We start from the raw sequence: 23,419 nt of genomic DNA on the forward strand, positions 1-23,419 counted from the left end.
GGGTTTTCGCGACCGAAGTCGACGAAAGCAGACCAATCCCTGTTCCGCCTGATCGCCACCGTAAGCGTCCATTTCTGACACTTCGCGGCGTCAGTTCGAACTGGGCTGCCAGTTCCAGGGCAAGAGATCATCGACACGGCTGATCGGATGGCCGTCGGTCATGCGCTGCAGGACATCGGTGATCCAGGCCTGCGGTTCGACATTGTTGAGTTTGGCGGTGGTGATCAGCGTGGTGATTGTGGCCCATCTGTCGGCACCGCCGTCGGAGCCGGCAAAGAGAGCATTCTTGCGGCCGAGCGTGACGGGGCGGATGGCACGCTCGACCGTATTGGTGTCAAGGTCGATCCGACCATCGTCGAGGAAGCGGCAGAGCGACGGCCAGCGGGCGAGCGCATAGCGGATGGCCTCTGCAAGACCACTGCGCTGTGGCAGGCGTGGCAGCTGCAGTTCCAGCCAGGGCTTCAGATCATCAACGATCGGGCGCGCACGGTGGTCACGCACGGCCTGCCGGCCCGCGGCGGATCCGCCCCTGATCTCCGCCTCGATCGCATAGAGCGCCGCGATCCGGCGCAGGACCTCCTGCGCAATGGGCGATCCGGTGGCCTGATGCACCTCCCAGAACTTCCGCCGCGCATGCGCCCAGCAGGCAGCCAGCACGATGTCGCGCCGTGCGGCCAGCGGTTCGAAGCCGGGATAGCCGTCGACTTGGAGAATGCCGCTGAAGTGCTCCAGATGCGCCGCCGGCCGCTCGGCCCGCCGATCCGGACTGTAACGATAGAGAACCGCTGGCGGATCGTTCCCGCCCCAGGGGCGGTCGTCCCTTGCATAGACCCAGAGCCGCCCGGTGCGGGTGCGGCCGCGCCCGGGGTCGAGTACCGGCAGCACGGTATCATCGGCAAAGACCCGTTCCGCCGCCATCACGTGATCGGCGATCCGATCCCGGATCGGGGCAAGCCACCAGGCGGCGCCCGCCACCCAGTTCGCCAGCGTCGAGCGGTTCAGCGTGACCCCCTGGCGGGCGAAGATCTGGCTCTGCCGGTAGAGCGGCAGGTGATCACAGTATTTGCCGATCAGGACATGTGACAGGAGTGCCGGTGTTGCCAGTCCCTTCGCGATCGGCCGCTCCGGCGCCGGGGCCTGATGGATCGTCCCGCAGGTCCGGCAACCGTATTTGGGCCGGCGGATCCGCACGACCCGCAACTGCGCCGGCACATGGTCCAGCATTTCGCTGACCGTCTCGCCGATCAGGTGCAGGGCCCCGCCGCAGCAGGGACAGACCTCCGCATCCACATCGGCGACACGGTCTTCACGCGGCAGATGGTCCGACAGGCTGAGACGTTGATCCTTGCCACGTGCAGCTGTGCCCGGACGGCGTTCATTGCGATCCGCGGCCTCTTCCAGCTCCACCAGATCGGCGGCCACGTCCTCGAGCCCGAGTTGCAGCTGATCGGGATCGAGGCGCTCCGATCGGCGGCCGAACTGCATCCGCTGCAGCGTCTTCAGAATGCCTCTCAGCCGCGCGATCTCGGCCTCCGCCTCGGCCCGCGCGCTGTCCCGCTCGCGCACCAGATCGCCGATCAGCGCGTGCAGCGCTTCCACGTCGTCCGGCAGGCTGGCAAGGTCGATGGACATGGTCGATTGTACCATGCCGCAGGCTCATCCCGCGCCGCTATCACCGCCCTGAGTCAATGCGCCGCAGGTCTTTCAGCCCGCCGCCGCCGGTCGCCAGCGCTGGTCCGGCGCCCGCCAGTCGATCCCTTCCAGAAGATGCGAGAGCTGCTCTGATGTCAGAGAAAGCGTCCGTCCCGGCTCGATATTGGCCGGCCAGACGAAGACACCATGCTCCAGCCTCTTGGTGAACAGACACAGGCCGGTGCCGTCCCAGAACACGATCTTGATGAGACTGGCATTGCGCCCCCGGAACACGAAGAGATGCCCGGTGAACGGATCCTGATGCAGCACTTCCTGAACGAGCACGGCCAGACCGTCCATCCCCTTCCGCATATCGGTGTAGCCAAACGCCAGGTGCACTTTGACGCCGGCAGGCAGCAAGGTCATGGCGCCATCTCCCCATCGGCGATCTCGACATCCACGAACCGCACCGCCTCTTCCTGCCGCCAGCGGCAAAGCACGCGCCGGGCGATGCCGTAGCGGCGCGCCACTTCGGAGACGCTGGCACCGGGTCGGGCCGCTTCGGCCAGGATGCGAGCGCGCTGCACATCGCTGAAACGCCGGCGGTGACCGTCACGCAGAGGCGGCACGGCCGGCACCTCGGGCACCTCCGAACTGGGATAAGTCATGTGACCTGCGGTGTGACCAAGAGTGTGACTCTGGTTGTGACCTAGGGTGTGACTTGCGCCGCCGCGCCGCCAGAGCAACTTGCGCACCGGCACCTCAGGTTCGGCCATGAACTTCGCCCGCCAGTTCCCGAACGCCTTCAGCGACAGGCACTGCACCTCGCAATATTCCCGCTGATTCAGGTCACCGCGCTTCCAGGCCTCGTGATGCGCCCGCCAGAACGCTTCGCCATACCGCGCCCGGCGGCACCCGTCCTCCGACATCTCGATCTCCTCTCGCTTCAACACCGTGAAGCCAAGAAAATCGGAAATCTGCCAACAACGACAAGTGTGTGGCGAATGGACGCTTACTCGCCACCCTATTCCGCTCGTAAGCGTCCATTTCTGACACTTCGCGGCGTCAGTTCGAACTGGGCTGCCAGTTCCAGGGCAAGAGATCATCGACACGGCTGATCGGATGGCCGTCGGTCATGCGCTGCAGGACATCGGTGATCCAGGCCTGCGGTTCGACATTGTTGAGTTTGGCGGTGGTGATCAGCGTGGTGATTGTGGCCCATCTGTCGGCACCGCCGTCGGAGCCGGCAAAGAGAGCATTCTTGCGGCCGAGCGTGACGGGGCGGATGGCACGCTCGACCGTATTGGTGTCAAGGTCGATCCGACCATCGTCGAGGAAGCGGCAGAGCGACGGCCAGCGGGCGAGCGCATAGCGGATGGCCTCTGCAAGACCACTGCGCTGTGGCAGGCGTGGCAGCTGCAGTTCCAGCCAGGGCTTCAGATCATCAACGATCGGGCGCGCACGGTGGTCACGCACGGCCTGCCGGCCCGCGGCGGATCCGCCCCTGATCTCCGCCTCGATCGCATAGAGCGCCGCGATCCGGCGCAGGACCTCCTGCGCAATGGGCGATCCGGTGGCCTGATGCACCTCCCAGAACTTCCGCCGCGCATGCGCCCAGCAGGCAGCCAGCACGATGTCGCGCCGTGCGGCCAGCGGTTCGAAGCCGGGATAGCCGTCGACTTGGAGAATGCCGCTGAAGTGCTCCAGATGCGCCGCCGGCCGCTCGGCCCGCCGATCCGGACTGTAACGATAGAGAACCGCTGGCGGATCGTTCCCGCCCCAGGGGCGGTCGTCCCTTGCATAGACCCAGAGCCGCCCGGTGCGGGTGCGGCCGCGCCCGGGGTCGAGTACCGGCAGCACGGTATCATCGGCAAAGACCCGTTCCGCCGCCATCACGTGATCGGCGATCCGATCCCGGATCGGGGCAAGCCACCAGGCGGCGCCCGCCACCCAGTTCGCCAGCGTCGAGCGGTTCAGCGTGACCCCCTGGCGGGCGAAGATCTGGCTCTGCCGGTAGAGCGGCAGGTGATCACAGTATTTGCCGATCAGGACATGTGACAGGAGTGCCGGTGTTGCCAGTCCCTTCGCGATCGGCCGCTCCGGCGCCGGGGCCTGATGGATCGTCCCGCAGGTCCGGCAACCGTATTTGGGCCGGCGGATCCGCACGACCCGCAACTGCGCCGGCACATGGTCCAGCATTTCGCTGACCGTCTCGCCGATCAGGTGCAGGGCCCCGCCGCAGCAGGGACAGACCTCCGCATCCACATCGGCGACACGGTCTTCACGCGGCAGATGGTCCGACAGGCTGAGACGTTGATCCTTGCCACGTGCAGCTGTGCCCGGACGGCGTTCATTGCGATCCGCGGCCTCTTCCAGCTCCACCAGATCGGCGGCCACGTCCTCGAGCCCGAGTTGCAGCTGATCGGGATCGAGGCGCTCCGATCGGCGGCCGAACTGCATCCGCTGCAGCGTCTTCAGAATGCCTCTCAGCCGCGCGATCTCGGCCTCCGCCTCGGCCCGCGCGCTGTCCCGCTCGCGCACCAGATCGCCGATCAGCGCGTGCAGCGCTTCCACGTCGTCCGGCAGGCTGGCAAGGTCGATGGACATGGTCGATTGTACCATGCCGCAGGCTCATCCCGCGCCGCTATCACCGCCCTGAGTCAATGCGCCGCAGGTCTTTCAGCCCGCCGCCGCCGGTCGCCAGCGCTGGTCCGGCGCCCGCCAGTCGATCCCTTCCAGAAGATGCGAGAGCTGCTCTGATGTCAGAGAAAGCGTCCGTCCCGGCTCGATATTGGCCGGCCAGACGAAGACACCATGCTCCAGCCTCTTGGTGAACAGACACAGGCCGGTGCCGTCCCAGAACACGATCTTGATGAGACTGGCATTGCGCCCCCGGAACACGAAGAGATGCCCGGTGAACGGATCCTGATGCAGCACTTCCTGAACGAGCACGGCCAGACCGTCCATCCCCTTCCGCATATCGGTGTAGCCAAACGCCAGGTGCACTTTGACGCCGGCAGGCAGCAAGGTCATGGCGCCATCTCCCCATCGGCGATCTCGACATCCACGAACCGCACCGCCTCTTCCTGCCGCCAGCGGCAAAGCACGCGCCGGGCGATGCCGTAGCGGCGCGCCACTTCGGAGACGCTGGCACCGGGTCGGGCCGCTTCGGCCAGGATGCGAGCGCGCTGCACATCGCTGAAACGCCGGCGGTGACCGTCACGCAGAGGCGGCACGGCCGGCACCTCGGGCACCTCCGAACTGGGATAAGTCATGTGACCTGCGGTGTGACCAAGAGTGTGACTCTGGTTGTGACCTAGGGTGTGACCTAGGGTGTGACTTGCGCCGCCGCGCCGCCAGAGCAACTTGCGCACCGGCACCTCAGGTTCGGCCATGAACTTCGCCCGCCAGTTCCCGAACGCCTTCAGCGACAGGCACTGCACCTCGCAATATTCCCGCTGATTCAGGTCACCGCGCTTCCAGGCCTCGTGATGCGCCCGCCAGAACGCTTCGCCATACCGCGCCCGGCGGCACCCGTCCTCCGACATCTCGATCTCCTCTCGCTTCAACACCGTGAAGCCAAGAAAATCGGAAATCTGCCAACAACGACAAGTGTGTGGCGAATGGACGCTTACTTCCGCTCCCTACAATACCCAGTTCAGGCAATTTGAATTCCCTGTTATCCCACGCAGGGAATATTCCGATAAAGCATTGAAATGAAGCTTATATTCAAAGGAAGGATTGCTGTCACACCCCCAAACCACGCCAATTTCCCTGTAAATTCCCTGTAAACAGGGATTTCAATAGCCGAGACCGGATAGCCCAAGACTTCCAGCACTGCTAAACACCCCGCCATTTCAGAGACTGACGACCCACACCGAGCATTGTCTCGTGTTATCCGTGGTTTACGCGGGATCCTAAATTCCAGAGACTGCAGAACTGGCACACTGCGCGCGCAAATTAGCCGCGCGTCTCTCTTCGCGGATTTCGCATTTCCAGTTTGGAAGACGAAGTCTTTCAGGCCCTGTGGAAGAGCAGGTCCTGAGCTGACCATGCGACCGGGATCTCGTTCTTCAGACACCAGTCCGTCGTCAAGAATGAGGGCTGCCGACCTTCGATCAACTGCCGCACAGTGGTCGGCGAGAGGAAGGCAAACTCGAGAACCTGCTGCACCCGCTTGACCGAGAGCCCATAGGCTTCGGCGATCTCCTGGAAGCCCCGGCCGCCCGTGACTTCGCCAAGAAACGCCTGCGCTCTTGCGATGTTGGCGATCAGCGTTTCGTCGCGAGGCAAGGACTGCCCCTGCAACAGCAGCCGCGTTTCAACCCCACGCCGGCGGATCGTGAATGGCGCATTGCCGTGGAGATCTTCTTCGTTCACGCAATCCCTCGCGACGCCGAGCCCTTCGGCAACCGAAGCCCGCGCTAGCGTAATGGCAAGTGCACCAGTTTCCAAGACGACCCGGTCAAGCATCGTCAGCATGTCGAGGTCCTCATCCACCAGTTTGGTGGCAACATCAGCGATCATCTTGGCGTCTGCCGACCAGAGCAGGCTCCGCATTGCCGCAACGCGCAGATGCCTGCGCACCGCCTCGCCGACACGCACTTCAAGATCGCGTGCCGGAAGACGCCAGCCGCTGGTTCGGTCTGACGGAACAGGAGCGGTCTTCAGCTGCTGAGAGATGTAGTAGTCATAGCGGCGTCCTCGCTTCTGCGTGTGGACCGGCGTCAGCCGTTTTCCCTCCGCATCGAAGAGCTTGCCGGTGAGGGCCGCGCTCGGGCGACCGGATATCTTCTGGCCGCGGGGAATCCCCGACTGCGCCTGCATCAGCCCTTGCACCCGATCCCATTGCTCCTTCCCGATGAGCGCCGGGTGCTGGCCCTGATGGATCACCCCCTTGTGCCCAATCTTTCCGATGTAGAGCGGGGTGGCGAGGATCTTGTGGATATGCCCCCGAGACATCTCTTGGCCGCCCTGGTCACGGCCCGACTGTGTCACGTAGCGCTTCGACCTGAGCCCAAGCTGCTTCGCCTCCTTCTCGACGAGATGAAGGGCGCGATGGGTCTCGTAGAGCGTGAAAAGCGTTCGGACTGTCTCAGCCTCGGCTGCGTTGATGGTCAGGGTCCGGCCCGCCGCATCGTAGCCGAGAGGCACATAGTCGCCCATCCAGAGCCCCTTTTTCTTCGAGGCCGCGATCTTGTCGCGGATCCGTTCGGCGGTCACCTCGCGTTCGAACTGTGCGAATGACAGCAGCACATTCAGCGTCAGCCGCCCCATGCTGGTCGCGGTATTGAAAGATTGGGTCACCGAGACGAAGGAGGCCTTCGCCGCGTCGAGCCGATCGACGAGCCAGGCGAAGTCCGCGAGCGGGCGTGTCAGCCGGTCGATCTTGTAGACCACGATCTGGTCCACCCTGCCCTCGTCCAAATCACGCATCATGCGCTGCAGAGCCGGCCGGTCGAGATGGCTACCGGAGATGCCGCCATCATCGTAGCGCTCCCGAACCAGTTCCCAATCCTCATGGCGCTGACTGGCGATATAGGCCCCGCAGGCCTCGCGCTGCGCATCGAGCGAGTTGAACTCCTGCTCCAGCCCCTCGTCCGAAGATTTGCGGGTATAGATTGCGCAGCGGATGCGGACCAACTCACCCTACCCGCCTGGGCCGGAGCCCGAAGAAGCGCGGCCCGCTCCAGTGAGCGCCGGTTATCCGCTTCGCAATCGTGGTGAGCGAGCGATAGGTCCGGCCATCGAGGATGTACCCCCCGGAGGTGACCTCCACACCGTTGGTGCGACCATTCCACTCCCGGACAAGGTACGATCCGGCTGACGCTTTTGGGGGCGTAGCACCCCCGCGCCTGGCGGCCTCTGCGACGGAGCGCAACTCGCGCCCGATCGGAGCGGGGTAAGCGTCGCATCTGGCGCAAGATACACATCGGGATCGACGAAGAAACGCTGGAGGTGCGGGCCGTCGAAGTCACCGGCAGCAACATCGGCGATGCGCCCATTCTGCCTGACCTTCTGGATCAGATCCCCGCAAACGAGCAGATCGGGTCCGTGACAGCCGACGGCGCCTACGACACCCGCAAATGCCATGAGGCGATCGCGGCCCGAAGCGCGGTCGCAGTCATCCCTCCGCGCAAGAACGCCAAACCGTGGAAACCGACGAGCCCGGGGGCCGTCGCACGAACGAAGCGCTACGCGCTTCGAACTACCTGGGCCGTGCCATCTGGCGACGATGGAGCGGCTACCACCGCCGGAGCCGGGTCGCGTCAAAGATGAACTGCATCAAGCTGCTCGGCCAATCCCTCATGGCCCGAGACTTCGAGCGCCAGGTCGCCGAGCTGCAGGTGAGTATCGCCGTGCTCAACGGCTACACCGCCCTTGGCATACCTGTCACAGTGCCCGTAGGATAGGTCCGTCTGGGGAAAGGGAAACTGCGCAAAGACCCGGATTTGGGCAACAGCGCCGCTTGCTGCGTCCCCGCCGTTCATTTCGACAGGGATCTTACGCCCCTTGGACAACGGGATAACCGCCTCGTTTGGGTGGAGGATCGACGGGATTCCGCTGGTGTTCGGGGTGCCTTGGGCGAAGTGCGGGGCAGGCGAGAATGACGCCGTTGTTGCGTGAGCCGCAGACATTGCCGGGCGGTCGCTGTACCCGTCCTGCGAATGAGCGTATCCCGGTCCAGCCATAACAGCAGCGACCCGCGCTGTCCCAGCACGTCGTTTTTAGATGGGCCATCTCGTCGTGCGGTAGCGGGCGGATATCGGCTTCGTCATGCCCCCGTCGATCCGAGGGACGCGCTATGCGGATCTTCGCTCGCTGCTTTTGTTGCGACAATGCCGATAAGGGCGTAAGTCTGGATTGACGGCTTCCTTCAAGTCTGAGAAAGTAACTAGTTAATTACATAGCGGTGAACCGCAAACTGCGACTGGGAGGAAGTATATGAGACTGCCTATGCAAGCACGGCTGCAATTGTCTGCCAGAATCGGCGCACTTGCAGCTCTTTTCGCGATCGGTGTGTATGGCGACAAGGCGCTGGCCGCCGATATTCAGATCAAGATCGGGCACGACATGCCGGAGTTCAGCCCGCACCACAAAGCCGTGGTGCGCTGGAAGGAACTTGTGGAGGAACACAGCAACGGCAAAGTGGAAGTCATGATCTTCCCCGCCAGCATACTCGGCTCGGCCACGCAGATGGTTGAGCAGGTGCAAGCCGGTGCGCTGGAGGCGGCAATGCTTCCGAATGCGCAAATTGCTCCGATTGCACCTGAACTTACCGTCCTCGACCTGCCGTATCTGTTTCCCAACCGGGAAATTGCCCATGCAGTTGTCGACGGTCCGGTCGGCGACACTATCCTCGCTGTCTTGGATAAATCCAACATCATCGGCCTTGCTCACTGGGAAAGCGGATTCAAGCAGTTCACGGGCAATTTCCCCATCGCCGCGCCCGCCGACTACGAAGGTCGCAAGATACGCACCATGCCATCGCAGGTCGTCCAGCAACAGTTCCAGGCTTTCGGAGCAGTGCCGACCCAGATCGCCTTTTCCGAACTCTACAGTTCGCTGCAGCAGGGTGTTGTGGATGGGCAGGAAAACCCCATTGCGACGATCGCGGCAGGAAAGCTGTATGAAGTTCAACCCTACATTACGCTCTCCGATCACGGGTTTCTGGGCGAAGTCTTCATGATCAACAAGACCTTTTTCGAAGGACTTGATCCGGAAATCCAAACGGTTCTGCGCGAGGCGGCATGGGAAGGGCGGGATTATCAGCGGCAGTTGATCGCCGAGAACGAGCAGGAACAACTGGAGATGTTCAAGAAAGCGGGCGTTAACATCATCGAATTGACGCCCGAAGACCGAGAAAAGTTCGTCGCCGCCGCGCAACAAGTGCATGAGTGGTATCGTTCACAGAACGGTGGAGAGCTTCTTGATGCCATCCAGGCGGACATAAAAGAACGTGAAGCAGGCGGGAACTGAACCCTCGCTAAGGAGCCTAGGAGCTGCGATGAAAACGATTGACCGTGCTCTCTCGGCCTTGGAACGGTGGATTGTCGGCGGCGCAATGCTGCTGGCAGTCTGCATCCTTTTGGCAAATGTGTTCCTGAGATACACATTCGCCGCTCCAATTTCATGGGCGGAGGAGTTGGCAATTCGACTAGTGATTTGGATGGTGTTCGTAGGGTGCAGCATCCTCGTGCGAGAGCAAGGACACCTGGCGATCGATCTGTTGCCGCGCTCGCTATCTGACCGTATGCGCGGCGGGCTTACCATTCTCGTGTGGCTTATCTCGGGCGCATTTCTCGCCTGGCTCCTTCTGGTCAGCTCACAGCACACCATCAACGCGTACCGATCTGGTCAGGTCCTTCCGATGCTCCAGTTACCTATTTGGCTCGGGTATCTGGCTATACCGGTCGGATCGCTGCTCATGATTGTCCGGATTTTGCAACACATCGGGCGTGCGCTCTGCATTGGGATCGATTGGTTCGATTTCAGAGAGCACGGAATATCAGAATAGGGTGTTCCAATGACGTCACTGCTGATCGTGGCATGCCTTGTCTGCGGCCTTCTGATATCGCTGCCGATCTTCGTGGTATTTGCCGCGACGGCTTTCATCACATTCGGCCTTACGAGTGAGATCCCCCTTTCAATATTGCCGCAACGGATATCCGCAGGCCTTGAGAGCTTTACGCTGCTGGCAATCCCCTTTTTCTTTCTGGCCGCCCAGATCATGAGCCGGGGGGGGCTTTCGGACCGGTTGATCGCCTTCGTACAGACACTGGTAGGCCATTTGCCGGGGGGGCTCGGCATGACGGTTGTTCTCACCTGCATGCTGTTCGGTTCCATCACCGGGTCCAGCGCCTCGACAATTGTTGCGGTGGGAACCATCCTCGTGCCTGCGCTTACAAAGTCCGGATATTCACCTCAATTCGCCATCGGTTCCGTGACGTGTTCCGCATTGATCGGCATGCTTATTCCGCCCAGCAATGCGATGATCATTTATGCTGCGGTCGCCAACGTATCGATCGGCGCCCTATTCATGTCCGGTATCGGCGCCGGATTGCTGTTCAGTTTCGCTTACTGCGCCTACTGCGTAGGTTACGCTCAGATCGCGGGTGTTCCGCGCTCACCACGGGCCAACCTGTCCCAGATCATCGCGGCAGCCCGAGAAGTGGTTTGGGGCGTTGGCATGCCCATCGTCATTCTGGGAGGCGTATATGGCGGTGTATTTACCGCAACTGAAGCCTCGGTCGTGGCGGTTTTCTATGCGGCATTCGTCGGAATGGTGGTCTATCGCCAGATCAATCTGTCCGACCTGTGGGAGATCTGCATCGACTCCGGTATCGCATCATCGCGCGTGCTCATCCTGGTGGCCGCTGCCAGCCTTTTTTCCTGGCTGATGAGTATAAGCGGAACCACCGCCGCCATGGCGGCACCGCTGCGTTCGTTTTCGGGGGAGCCATCGCTGATCCTACTGGCGACCAATGCCTTGTTGCTGGTCGGGGGCATGGTGGTGGACGTCTATTCGAATTTACTGATCATGGCTCCGGTCATACTGGGTCCGGCGGGCGCTGCGGGTATTAACACGACCCATTTGGGTGTTGTCATGGTCGTCAATGTAGACATCGGCAACATCACACCACCATTCGGCCTAAACCTGTTTGTGGCAGCTGCCGCTTTCGGCCTGCCGTATTTCTCCATCGTGCGGGCAGTGTTGCCGTGGCTCGCAATTTCCTTGGTTTGCCTGATTGTGATCACGTATGTTCCGGCAATCCCGATGTGGCTACCGGAGCGGTTGTATCCATGATAATTTGCGTTGCTCTTGGACTTGCCCGGAAAAAGGCGGAGAGCCATCGTCGATGCTCGGCGAAGTGACTCGCATGGCGCTGGCGTCTGAGACGTTCGACGTGATCTTGACCACGCGCGACCCGACCAAGACCGATGCTGCGCACGTGAAGGGCTGGGTTGCACATATCCAGAAGGGGATTCATCTTGTGAATCCAGTATGGTAGCTGGACCGTATGAGCAGCCCTACGCGCGCCACCTACAAGACTATGAACTGGCCAGCATATAACGAGGCGCTCAAGCGCCGTGGCTCGTTTGTGATCTGGTTCGACCCCGAGATAAACTGGAATGCGGTGCCAAACGGCAAGCGCGGCCGACAGCAGACCTACAGCGATGCCGCCATCCAGGCCTGCCTGTCCATGAAAGTTCTATTCGGCATGATGTGAGACTGATGTGAGACCGTCAAACTGGATCGTTTGAGGCTGGAGTTTTCCGCGTAACCTGCCCTTGGCCGGGAGGAGTGGAAGACGATGAAGGCATCGAAGTTTTCGGACGCCCAGAAGGCGTTCATCCTGAAGCTGGGCGCGGACGGCATGCCGGTCGCGGAGATCTGTCGCAAGGCCGGGATCATCTAGGCGACCTACTTCAACTGGAAGAAGCGGTATGACGGGTTTCTACCGACCGAGATGGGACGGCTGGAGCAGCTCGAGGATGAGAACGGCAAGCTCAGGAAGCTGGTTGCCGACCTGTCGCTTGACAAGGAGATGCTGCAGGACGTCATCCGCCGAAAGCTCTGAGGCCTGCCCGGAAGCGCAAGCTCGTCGATCTCGTCTGTGCGGACTGGAACGTTTCGATCCGGAGGGCCTGCGCGTTTTTCCTCGTCGACACGTCGACCTACCACTACAGAGCGCGCCGGCCCGGGCAGGCCCATCTCGAACAACGGATCAGGGAGATCTGCGAGACCCGTGTACGTTACGGGTATCGCCGTGTCCATGTGTTGCTGCGCCGGGAGGGCTGGATGATCAACCAGCAGAAGACACGCAGGGTTTACAGCGAGTTGGGCATTCAGCTGCGGAACAAGAGGTCAAAGCGCATGGTCAAGGCGGCGCTCCGGGAGGACCGCCGGGACGCGGTCGCGCCCAACGAGACCTGGGCGATGGATTTTGTCCATGACCAGTTGGCGACGGGACGCAGGATCAGGGTGCTGACTGTGGTCGACATCTTCTCGCGCTTCTCGCCGGTGATCGATCCGCGGTTCAGCTACAGGGCAGAGAACGTGGTCGAGACACTGGACCAGATCTGCGTGCAGGTCGGCTACCCGAAGGCGATCCGCGTGGACCAGGGGAGCGAGTTTGTGTCCCGCGATCTCGACCTTTGGGCCTATGCCCACGATGTCACCTTGGACTTCTCCCGACCCGGCAAGCCGACCGACAATGCCTTTATCGAGGCGTTCAATGGCCGGTTCAGGGCGGAATGCCTGAACACGAACTGGTTCCTGACGCTTGCCGACGCCCGGGAAAAGATGGAGGCTTGGCTCAGATACTACAACGAAGAACGACCCCATGGCGCGATCGGTTACAAGGCCCCGATCGAACTCGTGAATCCCGGCAGCGAAACCGGCCAGCTGCCCCGATGAAGCCCGGAAACTCCAGCCCCGGGCGATCCAAGGTTGGGTCTCGCTTCATCACCCCAAGGACTCTCCCGATCCCCGGAGGGAAGACGGGGCTCAGGTCACAATCAGTCGCGCCCCCATTTCGACCGGCGCGATAACGGAGAAGCCCTTGCCCTCCGGCTCACGCCTTCGGCCAATCGGACCGGGGAACGGTCCACTGGACCGTATCCATCCGGTGAAGGCCGTGGGGGATCAGGCTTTGGGGTCGCCTTCCATTGCGATCATCTCGATGAGATTTTCGACGCCGAACTGGGTGAAGGCGAGGATTTCGACCTGGTGGAGCAATGAACCCAGATGGCGCCGTCTGCGGGCTCCATGCCGATGGCGAGATTATGGAGCCGATCGACGGTTTCGCCGAGCTCTGCTGCGACGCGATCGACGGTCTTGACGGCGTGCGCCTTGTTCAACTGCATGTTCAGGCTGCCTGGGCCATGTTTTGGATTGTCCAGTTCCAGGGGAGAAAATCCGGCAGGCGCGAGGGGGGCATGTCCGGCAACCGAGCAAGGACATCAGCAAGCCAAGCCTGTGGGTCGATGTCGTTCATCTTTGCGGTGACGACCAGGGAGTACATGAAAGCGGCGCGGTCACCGCCCCGCTCGGAGCCGGCGAAGAGCCATGACTTCCGACCGAGGGCCACGCCGCGGAGTGCTCGCTAGGCCGCGTTGTTCGTCAGGCAGGCCAGTCCATCCTCGAGGAAGCACGTGAATGCCTCCCAACGGCCCGTCGTGAACATATAGCCGACCGCCTTGGCGACGGGGTTGTGCTTCGACATCGTGTCGCGCTCGGCGAGCATCCAGTCGCGCAATTCCTCCAGCAGCGGACGGGACAGCCGTTGCCTGGCCTTGAGACGGGAAGTGGCATCCAGCCCGTTGATCTGGCGCTCGATCTCGAAGATGGCGTCGATCCTCGCCACCGCCTCCAGCGCGACAGGAGATATGTCGTGGGCGGACTTGCCCTTGCGGACATTCCCCTTGATGTCGGCAAGCTCGAAGAACTTCCGGCGGGCATGGCTCCAGCATGCCCCGCCGCATATCCGTCACCCCGCCGGCGATCCGGACGCGCACCCCCGCCGGGAAGGCGATCATCGAGCTTCCAGCACCGGAAGCAGCCGAGCCAGCATCTCCGGATCCGCAGAGGAACTGAAGATAAGCCGACGCCCATCGCGCAATACAACCTCAAGCTGGACAGCCGGCGGATCACACCGCGCCACTGAGGCCGGCGCGGGCTCTACCACAGGACCATCTGGCGAAAGCGTCATCGGGATGAATGCAGGCAGCGTCTCGTCGCCAAGCTCGCCGTTCCGATACTGCCCGCGCCATATCGTCAGCAGAGAGCGCGAAACGCCATGCCGCCGCGCCGTCGCAGTCACCTGGCGATGCCCCGGAAAGCTCTCCTCCACGATCCGGACCTTGTCCGCATCGCTTCAGGGCCGCCGGCGCGGGACATCCGCGGCAGAAAGCACTTCGATCTCGGGCCTGAACTTATGGTCGGCCATAAGGTCGAACTTAACACCGACGCCAAAATCCCGTCAGACGACCTCCGCCGGAGGGATACACTGGACCTTCCGCTGACGGTCCTCTGCGCCAGTTGAAAACCTGACGCCCTTCCCCGACACTCCCCCCGAACGCACTCGGCTTGGGAGGCCCAGCATGACCGACGTCACCGGCGGATGCCTTTGCGGCGCGGTGCGGGTGACCGCGCGGGGGGAGCCCTATCGGGTCGGCCTCTGCCATTGCCTCGACTGCCGCAAGCATCACGGCGCTCTCTTCTACGCCGCCGCGATCTTTCCCGCTACCGCCGTCACGGTCGATGGCACGACCAGCGCCTACAACGGCCGCCACTTCTGCCCGCGCTGCGGCTCCTCCGTCTTCGCCCGCTGGGAGGACGAGGTGGAGGTCCATCTCGGCACGCTCGACGCCCCGGACCGGTTCCTGCCGACCTACGAGAACTGGACGATCCGCCGCGAGCGCTGGCTGCCGCCCTTCCGGGTCAGGCACAGCTACGAACGTGACCGGGAAGGGACGGGGCGCACGGAGGATTAGGGCGCAAGGACAAGAGGCCCGGCCCGATCCTTGCGGATCAGGCGTTCGCGGCGGAAACCCTCCACTGGAGGGTTTCTGATCGCCGCTCACCCCAGATAATCGAACATCACCGTGCCGTGGCGGCGATCCACCGATTGCGGGTTCAGAAGCCCCGCCTTCCCCGCTGCCTCGTAAAGCGCCATCGCGCCGAGCGTGGCCGCCTCGGCCTCCGCCGCCGAGGCGTAGAGGGCAACGTTCGCGGCCTTGCCGGCCCCGAAATCGACGAGGACCGAGGTCTTCGGCCCAAGGTCTTTCACCTTGTCGGCGATGGAGCGGCAGAACGCCTCCACCTCGCCGCGCTTGTCCGCCGGGTAATCGAAGGTCGTGATCGTGCAATGCATTTCCGGTTCCTCCGTGATGAAAGCGCGCAGATTACACCAAACCGGCCCGATCCCGAAGCGCGTGGACGGCCTGCCGCCCGTGCCAACCGGCCGCATCCCGTTGCCGGCCGCGCCTTCCTACCTAGGCAGGGAGAAGCAACAGGAGGCCCCCATGTCCTACACGATCGACCGAATTCTCCCCTCCACGAGCCTCGCGGAGGCCGAGCACCGCACCCGCGCCGCGCTTTCCGCCAAGGGCTTCGGCGTCCTGACAGAGATCGACGTCGCGGCGACGATGAAGAAGAAGCTCGACCGCGACATGGCCGGCTACAGGATCCTCGGCGCCTGCAATCCCAGCATGGCCTGGGAGGCGATCGGGATGGAGCCCCGCGTCGGCGCGATGCTGCCCTGCAACGTGATCCTGCGCGCGGTGGGCGGCGGCGTGGAAGTGAGCGCCATCGACCCTGTCGCTTCGATGGCGGCGATTGACAATTCCGGGTTGAAAAACCTCGCCCATCAGGTCCGCGACATGCTGGCCGAGGTCGTCGCGGCCATCTAGGGCCCTTGTCGCGCGGCTTGCCAACGCACCCGACCTCGTCCACGCTGGGGCCGAAACGCAAGCCGCCGGGTCCGATGAGCTTCGTCAACGACCACCAGCTGCCGCTGATCCTCGCCTGCTTCCTCCTCGGCAGCCTTGGTGCGACGATGCTTTTCCGGCGCCGCGTCACGGCGCGGGCGTGGAAGATCGCCGATCTCGTCTGGGTCTGCCTCGGCGGCATAGGCGCGATCACCGCCGTCATCGCGGGGGTCTACACCGCCGACAGTTCGCGCCTCGACCGGCAGATCGACCTCGCCTATGCGGCGAGCGGGGCCTTCGACCGCGACGCGGCCCGCTTCCGCCTCGCCCATTGCGAGACCGACCACCCGAGCCCGGCCTTCCGCTCCGCGATCCGCGACCTCTGCGAGAAGGTCGAGTTCCTGTCGGCCTCAACCGCCGGGAACAGCGCCCTGCCCCTTTTCATCGCCGTTACCGAACGCGCGGCGCCCCTGAGCGGGCTCCGCCTTTTCGGATCCGGCGGCATGGCGGAGATGGAAGCGGAGGTGGCACGGTTCGAACCTGCGAGTTTCCTCGCCTTCGTGGCCGAGGACGACGTGACCCGCGCCGCCGTGGCGCTTTTGCGCGCCGCGCCCTCGACGGCCGGAATCGCGGGCGAATACCTGGTCATCGCCCGCTCCTACGAGGAGTTGATCGAAGAGGTCATGCATCTCGGCGCGGAATGGGACTATCTCCAGTCCCGCTCCGGCATCCTCACGCTTCAGGTCCTCGCGCTCTGCCTCGTCGCCTTCGCGGCCCCGTTCCGACTGGGCAAATCGGTCGTCGACCTAATGTAAGCGGTCAGCCCGGCGACCAGACCTGCGGCACCGTCGCCTGAAAGCTCGGGCGGTCCTCAAGCGACCGGACGAGTGACCAGAGCCGTTCCCGTCCACCCCAATCCGGGCCGCCGCGCGCCTCCGACCACAGAAGCAGGCACGCCGCCGCCACACCTGGCAGGGTCACACCGGGGCGCAACCGCCCGGCACTGGCGTGATCCTCCAGCCAGTCCAGTGTCTCGGCAAAGCGGCGCAGATGCCGCGCCCCGAGATCGTAGCCGATATGGTTCGTGGCCACGGGCCGCAGTCCGCACCAGTCCTGATAGAAGGCTGCCACCATCGCGTCGCCGGCCTGAAGCGTGGTCAGCAGTATCTGCCGCTCGTCTTCCGGCCGGTATCCATCGTCGGGCCGCCCGGCCACATCCCACAGCCGTTCAAGGATCAGAAATGTGGGAAAGAGCGCCTTGTCCCCCTCGACGAGCGCCGGAACCTGGCCGAGCGGATTGAGCCGGAACAGATCGTCGAGCGGAGGGAAGCTCCATTCCACCGGCGTGATCGGCAAGGACCATTCGGCAATCAGAACCCGCGCCATCCGCGCATAAGGCGATCCCGGAAAATAGCAAAGTTCGGCTTTCGGCACCCTGCCCTCCCCCGGGCGTCGCATCCTCTTACTTTTGCAGACCCTTCACGTAGTTGGCGAGGGCGATCAGATTGACCGGCGTCGGCGTCGCGATGCCGTCGCCGGTATCGTACATGACCAGCGGGCCTTCCTGAAGCGCGACCCCAAGCTCCGGCATGACCGAGGAGCGGTCGCCGCGGCGCGTATACCCGTCAATGGTGGACATGACCCGCACCATCGGGAAGGTGCCGCCATTGCGGGCGGCAATCGTGGTGAGGTCCGCCGGCGCCTTGCCCAGCCCCTCCGCCGCCGCCCCGTCGCCCTTGCCGCTGTCGCCGTGGCAGGATGCGCAATAATCCGTGAAAAGTGCCCGGCCCGAGACCTGGCGCTCCGGCGCACAGGCCACAAGCAGCGCCGCCGCCGCCATGCTCGTTGCGAATATCCGGATCATGTCGGCCTCCTGCCCGTTTTCCCCACTTTGCCCCGGCGCGGACCGCGCTGCAACCGGCTCACTCCGCCGTCTGGATCGAGGCGAGGTAGTCGGCGAGCGCCAGGACGCGGGCGGAAGTGATCACCGGACTGCCGTCCGGTGCGTCCGCCGCCTTCGTGTCGCCTGAAAAGAGCGCGCCGAAAAGCGGCATCGGCCCGCCGTGGCCGCGCAGCCCGGTGCGTCCGTCGATCATGTGGACGACCTTCAGCCACGGGAACTCGCCACCATTGCGCGCGGCGATCCGGGTCAGGTCCGGCACCGGGATGCTGATCAGGTCGACCATCGGCCCGTCGCCCTTTGCCTCGGCTCCGTGGCAGGCGGCACAGGCCCCGTGATAGGTTTCGCGGCCAAGGGTCAGGTCATCGGCGGCAAATGCCGGACCTGCGGCAAGAAGCAGAAAAAGAACGGGTTTCAACATGGGAACCTCCGGTTCGCGTGGCGCCATCCTGCGCCGGGATACGGATGCGGCGCCTTGATCCGGATCAGGCGGCGCCGGCGAGTGAGAGGACGCTCTGCCAGAGTGGATCGGGCACCTCGGCGGTCTCCTCGCCCTCGACCCGTGCGCCGGGCAGTCGCGCGCCCTCGTCGGCGGCGATGGCCTCGGCCAGGCGGGCAAAGCGGGCGGCGAAATCGCGCGAGGTCGCCGGGTCGATCAGGATGTAGAACTGGCCAAGGTCGTGCGGCGGCCCTTCCGGCGCTTTCAGGGGCTTCACGTCCAACGAATTGCGGCCGCCGGTCATGCCCGCCGCCAGAAGCTCCGCCATGAGGCCAAAGCCCCAACCCTTGTGCCCGCCCGACGACAGGAGCGCGCCCGACAGCGCCGCCTCGGGGTCGGTGGTCGGATTGCCGTCCGCGTCTACAGCCCAGCCAAGCGGGATCGTCACGCCCGCCGCCTTGGCCATGGTGATCTTGCCAAGGGCGACGGCGGAGGTGGAGAAATCGAACTGCATCGCGATGCCGCCCGCCCCGTCCGGCACCGAGAAGGCGATCGGGTTGGTGCCGATCACCCGCGCCTTGCCGCCCGGCGGGGCGACGATCGGCGTCGCGTTGGTGAAGCCGATGGCGATCAGCCCATCGCGCGCGATCTGCTCGGTGAAATAGCCAAGCGAGGTGCAGGTATGGGCGTGACCCACCGCCAGAGTCGCGGTGCCGTAGTCGCGGGCCGCAGCCACCGCAACGCCGCGCGCGCAGGCAAAGGCCGGCTGGGCGAAGCCCATGCGCGCATCGACCCGAACCGTGCCGGGACGGGGGCGACTGACGACCGGCTCCACGTCGCCCTTGACCCGACCGGAGCGGAGCTGCTGGCAATAGCTTTCAAGGTAGTAGAGCCCGCAGATCACGTTGCCGGTGGCCTCGGCCCGGCCAATCGCGCGCGCGACCTCCGCCGCGACCCACTCCGCCGCGCCATGTTGCATCAGCGCGGCCCTGGAGCGGTCTTCGATCTCGACGATGCTGATCCGCGGCATGGTCGTCCTTCTGACTTAGTGAAGTCTTCCGTTGTCGAGGTGCACCACGCGGTCCATCCGAGCGGCAAGTTCGAGATTGTGGGTGGCGATCAACGCCGACAGGCCGGTATCGCGGACAAGCTCCATCAGCGTCGCGAAGACCTGGTCGGCGGTTGCAGGGTCGAGGTTGCCGGTCGGCTCGTCGGCCAGAAGGAGCTTCGGTGCGTTGGCGAGCGCCCGGCAGAAGGCGACGCGCTGCTGCTCGCCGCCCGACAGCTCCGCCGGACGGTGATCGGCGCGGGTGGCGATGCCGACGCGGGTCAGAAGCTCCCGCGCCCGCGCCTCGGCCGTGGCCTTCGGCACGGCATTGGCGAGCTGCGGCAGCACGATGTTCTCCAGCGCCGAGAATTCCGGCAGGAGGTGATGGAACTGGTAGACAAAGCCCACCTCGCCCCGCCGCACCTCGGTCCGGGCGCGGTCCGAAAGCCCGGTCATCTCGCAGCCCGAAATCGCCACCGCGCCGGCATCGGCGGTGTCGAGCAGCCCGGCGATGTGCAGAAGCGTGGACTTGCCCGCGCCCGAGGGGGCGACAAGGGCCACGACCTCGCCGCGCTTCACCGAAAGATCGAGGCCAGAGAGCACCCGCACCTCGCCCGGCATGCCCTTGAGGTAGGATTTCGCGATGCCCTTGAGGGCGAGGACGCTGTCACTCATAGCGAAGCGCCTCCACCGGGCTCATCCGCGCCGCCCGTCTGGCGGGGAAGATGGTCACGACGAACGAGAGGACGAGCGACAGCCCGACCGCCCGGCCAACATCCCAGGCCCGCAGATCCGCCGGCAGCCGGTAGATACCCCGGATCGACGGGTCCCACGCCCCGCCGCCGGAAAGGTAGTTCACCGCCGACATGATCCCGTCGATATTCCAGGCGACGAGGCAGCCGAGGATCACCCCCGCAACGGTGCCGATCACCCCTGTGAAGGCGCCACAGAGGAAGAAGACGCGCAGGACCGAGCCCTCGGTCAGGCCCATCGTCCTGAGGATGCCGATATCGCGTCCCTTGTTCTTCACCAGCATCACCAGCCCCGAGGTGATGTTCATCGCGGCGATCAGGACAAGGATCGCGAGGATCACGAACATCACGTCATCCTCGATCGAAAGGGCGCTCAGGAACGCGCCCGACGCATCGCGCCAGCTCCAGAGGATCGTGCCCGCGCCCGCGGCGCCGAGAAGCGGAACCGTGTAGTCGTCCACGGCCTCGGGATCGGCGACGTAAACCTCGATCTCGTCCGCCCCCGCCTCGCGGTTGAAGAAGCTCTGCGCCTCGGCATAGGGCATGTAGATGCGGGTCCGGTCGATGTCCCAGCGCCCGGCGGAAAAGATGTAGACGACCTCGTAGGCATTGACGCGCGGGCTGGTGCCGAACGCGGTCTTCACACCGTTCGGCTGGAGAAGCTTCACCTTGTCGCCGATGCCGATACCGAGATCGCGGGCGATGCCCGAGCCGATGGCGATCCCCTCGTCGAAACGGTCGATCTCTCCCAGCGCATCGGATGAGCCGCCGACACGCGGAATGGTCTTCAGATCGGCAAGCGAGATGCCGTAGATCTCCGCGACGTTGGAGCGGTCGTTCGCGGTGACCATCGCCTGCCCCCGGATGATCGGCGCGGCACGGGTGACGCCGGGAATGGCGCGGATTTCGGCGGCGACCGTATCGGGGTTCACGATGGCCCGCGTCGCGACGCCGTTCTCGTCCAGGTAAGTCGCGCGGCTGACCGAGACATGGGCATTCGCGCCCAGGATCGTGTCGACGAATTCGGCCCGGAAACCGGCCCGCACCGCCATCGTCGCAACCAGCGCCATGACGCCAAGGGCGATGCCGATCAGGCTGATCCAGGTCATCACGCTCACGCCCCCCTCGGCCCGGCGGGCCCGCAGGTAACGCCACGCGATCATGAACTCGAAAGGGGAAAACGGCGCGGTGCGGCTGGCCATGCTGGCTCCGGTCGGAAGGGCGCGCGCAAGGTGGCGGCGCGGGGGGGAAAGGTCAAGGGCGGCACCGCCCTCAGCGCGGCGCGCGCCTGCGGAACGGCGTCGCGACGAGCGTCAGAAGCCCCATGACGGCCGCCCAGCCGCCGAGAAACCCGATCCCTGCCGTGGTCACGCCCGTCAGCGTCACCGGCACCGCCGGCTTGAACTCCGCGAGTGTCGCCTGGAACAGCTCCGTATCGGCGAAACGTTGCGGCATGAAGACCCGTTCCACCGGCCCCGCCGCGCGCAGGAGCGTAAGGTCGCCGGTCAGCCGCTCGAACCGCGCGAAGGCGTTGCGCATATCCTCCTGCCGGAACCCGAGGAACTCGGTCCCGGTCATCGAGGCGAGCGCCCTTTCCCGGTCCATGCCCGCCTTTTCGGCCGAGGCGTCGAAATCGGCGGTGACGGCGGCCAGGGCATCGACCTGACCGCCGAGGCGCTGGAGGTATTGCTGCGAGAATTCGGGGAACTGCGACAGCGTCCCCGCCCCGGCCAGTCCTCCGACGAAGGCCAGGAGCCTCAGCATCAGCGCCCTGCGTAGATCTGGGCGACGCGGTCGATGGCGGCCTCGGGGCTCATCTCCTCGCTTGTTCCGGTCGCACGCGAGGTCAATTCCACCTTGCCGGCTGCAAGCCCGCGCGGCCCGACGGTGATCCGCCAGGGCAGACCGATCAGGTCCATCGTCGCGAACTTGGCGCCGGCGCGTTCGTCGCGGTCGTCGTAAAGCGCCTCGAGCCCCTTGGCCCTGAGGGCGGCATAAAGCGCGTCGCAGGCCGCGTCCGCCGCACCGTCGCCCTGCTTGAGGTTGACGATACCGACCGGGAAGGGCGTGACGCCCTCGGGCCAGATGATGCCCTTATCGTCGTGGCTGGCCTCGATGATCGCGCCGAGAAGGCGGCTGACGCCGATCCCGTGCGAACCCATATGAACCGGGACGCGGGTGCCGTCCGGGGTCACGACGGTCGCGCCCATCGGTTCGGAATACTTGGTGCCGAAGTAGAAGATCTGCCCGACCTCGATGCCGCGCCCGACCTTGCGATGCGCCTCGGGCACGTTCGCGAACACCGCCTCGTCATGGGTCTCGTCGGTGCGGGCGTAAAGCGTCGTGAATTCCTCACAGACCTTCGCGACCTGGCCCTTGTCGTCATAGTCGATGTCGCGGGCGCCGAGCTTGAGGTCGGTCACGCGGTCGTCGTAGAAGACCTCGCTCTCACCGGTCGAGGCGAGGACGAGGAATTCGTGGGTGTTGTCGCCGCCGATCGGCCCCGAGGCCGCGCGCATCGGGATCGCGGTCAGGCCCATCCGCTCGTAGGTGCGCAGATAGCTGACCATGTGGCGGTTGTAGGCGTGAAGGGCGTCTTCCTTCGTCACGTCGAAATTGTAGCCGTCCTTCATCAGGAACTCGCGGCCGCGCATCACGCCGAAGCGCGGGCGGATCTCGTCGCGGAACTTCCACTGGACGTGGTAGAGGGTCAGCGGCAGATCCTTGTAGGAGCCGACATGGGCGCGGAAGATGTCGGTGATCATCTCCTCGTTCGTCGGCCCGTAGAGCATGTCGCGGCCATGCCGGTCGCGGATGCGCAGCATCTCCTCGCCGTAATCGTCGTAGCGACCGGATTCGCGCCAGAGATCGGCGGGCTGGAGCGTCGGCATGAGAAGCGGGATATGGCCGGCGCGGATCTGTTCCTGGTGGACGATCTCCTCGATCCGGCGCAGGACCCGGAAGCCCATCGGCAGCCAGGAATAGATGCCGGCCGCCTGCTGCTTGATCATGCCGGCGCGTAGCATGTAGCGGTGGCTGACGATCTGCGCCTCGGCGGGGTTTTCCTTGAGGACAGGCAGGAAGTAGCGGGAAAGGCGCATCGGGGTCTCGGTCCTTGGAAGTCGGGTCGTCCCCGCTTATGCGAAAGAGGGCCGTCAGGCAAGCGGGCGGGCGTGCCGCGATCCGGCGGAGGCCCGTTCCGGGCCGCTCTC

The 23,419-nt window shown here is 64.4% G+C and carries 26 protein-coding genes and 4 pseudogenes; 10 read left to right on the forward strand and 20 right to left on the reverse strand.

All coding sequences use genetic code 11. The features are described from left to right. Positions 1 to 90 precede the first annotated feature (90 nt). The 8 genes from tnpC (V5734_RS14995) to V5734_RS15030 all read right to left on the reverse strand — a co-directional run bounded on the left by tnpC (V5734_RS14995) (position 91) and on the right by V5734_RS15030 (position 7,513). Complete coding sequence (tnpC, locus tag V5734_RS14995) at positions 91 to 1,632, reverse strand: IS66 family transposase (protein WP_347313631.1); 1,542 nt, start codon at positions 1,630 to 1,632, stop codon at positions 91 to 93. A gap of 72 nt (positions 1,633 to 1,704) precedes the next feature. Beyond that, a complete protein-coding gene (gene tnpB, locus V5734_RS15000; RefSeq protein WP_347310007.1) occupies positions 1,705 to 2,058 on the reverse strand; it encodes an IS66 family insertion sequence element accessory protein TnpB in 354 nt (117 codons plus the stop codon). Continuing rightward, the gene (gene tnpA / locus V5734_RS15005) at positions 2,055 to 2,561 is read right to left on the reverse strand and encodes an IS66 family insertion sequence element accessory protein TnpA (RefSeq protein WP_347310006.1); all 507 of its coding nucleotides are present in this window, start codon (positions 2,559 to 2,561) and stop codon (positions 2,055 to 2,057) included. The genes tnpB (V5734_RS15000) and tnpA (V5734_RS15005) overlap by 4 nt, the downstream gene beginning before the upstream one ends. Positions 2,562 to 2,697: 136 nt before the next feature. Beyond that, the gene (gene tnpC / locus V5734_RS15010) at positions 2,698 to 4,239 is read right to left on the reverse strand and encodes an IS66 family transposase (RefSeq protein ID WP_347313631.1); all 1,542 of its coding nucleotides are present in this window, start codon (positions 4,237 to 4,239) and stop codon (positions 2,698 to 2,700) included. Positions 4,240 to 4,311: 72 nt separating this feature from the next. After that, on the reverse strand, positions 4,312 to 4,665 hold the full coding sequence (tnpB, locus tag V5734_RS15015) for an IS66 family insertion sequence element accessory protein TnpB (protein ID WP_347310007.1): 354 nt from the start codon (positions 4,663 to 4,665) through the stop codon (positions 4,312 to 4,314). Next, the gene (gene tnpA, locus V5734_RS15020) at positions 4,662 to 5,180 is read right to left on the reverse strand and encodes an IS66 family insertion sequence element accessory protein TnpA (RefSeq protein ID WP_347310445.1); all 519 of its coding nucleotides are present in this window, start codon (positions 5,178 to 5,180) and stop codon (positions 4,662 to 4,664) included. Before tnpA (V5734_RS15020) ends, tnpB (V5734_RS15015) begins: the two co-directional genes overlap by 4 nt. Positions 5,181 to 5,649: 469 nt before the next feature. Continuing rightward, complete coding sequence (locus V5734_RS15025) at positions 5,650 to 7,275, reverse strand: recombinase family protein (RefSeq protein WP_347310446.1); 1,626 nt, start codon at positions 7,273 to 7,275, stop codon at positions 5,650 to 5,652. A 1-nt stretch (position 7,276) separates the two neighbouring features. Beyond that, positions 7,277 to 7,513: a DUF2924 domain-containing protein gene (locus tag V5734_RS15030; protein ID WP_347310447.1), complete on the reverse strand. Its 237-nt coding sequence runs from the start codon at positions 7,511 to 7,513 to the stop codon at positions 7,277 to 7,279. Positions 7,514 to 7,518: 5 nt separating this feature from the next. On the opposite strand from V5734_RS15030, the pseudogene V5734_RS15035 reads away from it, so the two are divergent. The 7 genes and pseudogenes from V5734_RS15035 to V5734_RS15065 form a co-directional block, all read left to right on the forward strand. Further along, a pseudogene (locus tag V5734_RS15035) lies at positions 7,519 to 8,045 on the forward strand (IS5 family transposase); the annotation flags it as partial. Positions 8,046 to 8,589: 544 nt separating this feature from the next. Next, a complete protein-coding gene (locus V5734_RS15040; RefSeq protein ID WP_347310448.1) occupies positions 8,590 to 9,612 on the forward strand; it encodes a TRAP transporter substrate-binding protein in 1,023 nt (340 codons plus the stop codon). A gap of 28 nt (positions 9,613 to 9,640) precedes the next feature. Next, a complete protein-coding gene (locus tag V5734_RS15045; protein ID WP_347310449.1) occupies positions 9,641 to 10,150 on the forward strand; it encodes a TRAP transporter small permease in 510 nt (169 codons plus the stop codon). Between the two features lie 9 nt (positions 10,151 to 10,159). Next, positions 10,160 to 11,440: a TRAP transporter large permease gene (locus tag V5734_RS15050; RefSeq protein WP_347310450.1), complete on the forward strand. Its 1,281-nt coding sequence runs from the start codon at positions 10,160 to 10,162 to the stop codon at positions 11,438 to 11,440. A 52-nt stretch (positions 11,441 to 11,492) separates the two neighbouring features. Then, positions 11,493 to 11,645: a hypothetical protein gene (locus V5734_RS15055; RefSeq protein ID WP_347310451.1), complete on the forward strand. Its 153-nt coding sequence runs from the start codon at positions 11,493 to 11,495 to the stop codon at positions 11,643 to 11,645. Between the two features lie 9 nt (positions 11,646 to 11,654). Continuing rightward, positions 11,655 to 11,858: pseudogene (locus V5734_RS15060) on the forward strand (transposase); the annotation flags it as partial. Positions 11,859 to 11,948: 90 nt separating this feature from the next. After that, positions 11,949 to 13,054: pseudogene (locus tag V5734_RS15065) on the forward strand (IS3 family transposase). A gap of 257 nt (positions 13,055 to 13,311) precedes the next feature. Here the strand turns inward: V5734_RS15065 and V5734_RS15070 are convergent. The 3 genes and pseudogenes from V5734_RS15070 to tnpA (V5734_RS15080) form a co-directional block, all read right to left on the reverse strand. Further along, positions 13,312 to 13,503: a hypothetical protein gene (locus V5734_RS15070; RefSeq protein WP_347310452.1), complete on the reverse strand. Its 192-nt coding sequence runs from the start codon at positions 13,501 to 13,503 to the stop codon at positions 13,312 to 13,314. 2 nt (positions 13,504 to 13,505) lie between these two features. Further along, a pseudogene (locus tag V5734_RS15075) lies at positions 13,506 to 14,108 on the reverse strand (IS66 family transposase); the annotation flags it as partial. A gap of 63 nt (positions 14,109 to 14,171) precedes the next feature. Next, positions 14,172 to 14,489: an IS66-like element accessory protein TnpA gene (gene tnpA, locus V5734_RS15080; protein ID WP_347310453.1), complete on the reverse strand. Its 318-nt coding sequence runs from the start codon at positions 14,487 to 14,489 to the stop codon at positions 14,172 to 14,174. Positions 14,490 to 14,739: 250 nt separating this feature from the next. Here tnpA (V5734_RS15080) and V5734_RS15085 point away from each other — a divergent pair, with 250 nt between their 5' ends. Next, positions 14,740 to 15,132 carry a GFA family protein gene (locus V5734_RS15085; RefSeq protein WP_347310454.1) on the forward strand — a complete coding sequence of 131 codons (393 nt, stop codon included), beginning with the start codon at positions 14,740 to 14,742 and terminating at the stop codon, positions 15,130 to 15,132. 86 nt (positions 15,133 to 15,218) lie between these two features. Here the strand turns inward: V5734_RS15085 and V5734_RS15090 are convergent, their stop codons facing one another. After that, positions 15,219 to 15,512 carry a hypothetical protein gene (locus V5734_RS15090; RefSeq protein WP_347310455.1) on the reverse strand — a complete coding sequence of 98 codons (294 nt, stop codon included), beginning with the start codon at positions 15,510 to 15,512 and terminating at the stop codon, positions 15,219 to 15,221. A 151-nt stretch (positions 15,513 to 15,663) separates the two neighbouring features. On the opposite strand from V5734_RS15090, the gene V5734_RS15095 reads away from it, so the two are divergent. Both V5734_RS15095 and V5734_RS15100 read left to right on the forward strand, forming a co-directional pair. Next, on the forward strand, positions 15,664 to 16,050 hold the full coding sequence (locus V5734_RS15095; protein WP_347310456.1) for a DUF302 domain-containing protein: 387 nt from the start codon (positions 15,664 to 15,666) through the stop codon (positions 16,048 to 16,050). Between the two features lie 74 nt (positions 16,051 to 16,124). Next, positions 16,125 to 16,883 (forward strand): hypothetical protein, encoded by a 759-nt coding sequence (locus V5734_RS15100; protein ID WP_347310457.1) that lies wholly within the window; start codon positions 16,125 to 16,127, stop codon positions 16,881 to 16,883. 4 nt (positions 16,884 to 16,887) lie between these two features. Here the strand turns inward: V5734_RS15100 and V5734_RS15105 are convergent, their stop codons facing one another. The 8 genes from V5734_RS15105 to proS form a co-directional block, all read right to left on the reverse strand. Then, the gene (locus V5734_RS15105; protein WP_347310458.1) at positions 16,888 to 17,502 is read right to left on the reverse strand and encodes a glutathione S-transferase family protein; all 615 of its coding nucleotides are present in this window, start codon (positions 17,500 to 17,502) and stop codon (positions 16,888 to 16,890) included. Between the two features lie 28 nt (positions 17,503 to 17,530). After that, positions 17,531 to 17,932, reverse strand: a complete 402-nt coding sequence (locus tag V5734_RS15110) for a c-type cytochrome (protein ID WP_347310459.1) — start codon at positions 17,930 to 17,932, stop codon at positions 17,531 to 17,533. Between the two features lie 58 nt (positions 17,933 to 17,990). Next, positions 17,991 to 18,389, reverse strand: coding sequence for a c-type cytochrome (locus tag V5734_RS15115; protein WP_347310460.1), 399 nt, complete (start codon positions 18,387 to 18,389; stop codon positions 17,991 to 17,993). Between the two features lie 64 nt (positions 18,390 to 18,453). After that, a complete protein-coding gene (locus V5734_RS15120) occupies positions 18,454 to 19,437 on the reverse strand; it encodes an Ldh family oxidoreductase (protein ID WP_347310461.1) in 984 nt (327 codons plus the stop codon). 15 nt (positions 19,438 to 19,452) lie between these two features. Further along, positions 19,453 to 20,130: an ABC transporter ATP-binding protein gene (locus V5734_RS15125; protein WP_347310462.1), complete on the reverse strand. Its 678-nt coding sequence runs from the start codon at positions 20,128 to 20,130 to the stop codon at positions 19,453 to 19,455. After that, entirely contained in the window at positions 20,123 to 21,409 is a 1,287-nt protein-coding gene (locus V5734_RS15130) for a lipoprotein-releasing ABC transporter permease subunit (RefSeq protein ID WP_347310463.1), read from the reverse strand. Before V5734_RS15130 ends, V5734_RS15125 begins: the two co-directional genes overlap by 8 nt. Before the next feature lie 70 nt (positions 21,410 to 21,479). Beyond that, the gene (locus V5734_RS15135; protein ID WP_347310464.1) at positions 21,480 to 21,971 is read right to left on the reverse strand and encodes a DUF2937 family protein; all 492 of its coding nucleotides are present in this window, start codon (positions 21,969 to 21,971) and stop codon (positions 21,480 to 21,482) included. After that, complete coding sequence (proS, locus tag V5734_RS15140; protein WP_347310465.1) at positions 21,971 to 23,308, reverse strand: proline--tRNA ligase; 1,338 nt, start codon at positions 23,306 to 23,308, stop codon at positions 21,971 to 21,973. Before proS ends, V5734_RS15135 begins: the two co-directional genes overlap by 1 nt. Positions 23,309 to 23,419 lie beyond the last annotated feature (111 nt).

Origin of the sequence: Defluviimonas sp. SAOS-178_SWC, from assembly GCF_039830135.1 — a bacterium.
Classification (GTDB): domain Bacteria; phylum Pseudomonadota; class Alphaproteobacteria; order Rhodobacterales; family Rhodobacteraceae; genus Albidovulum.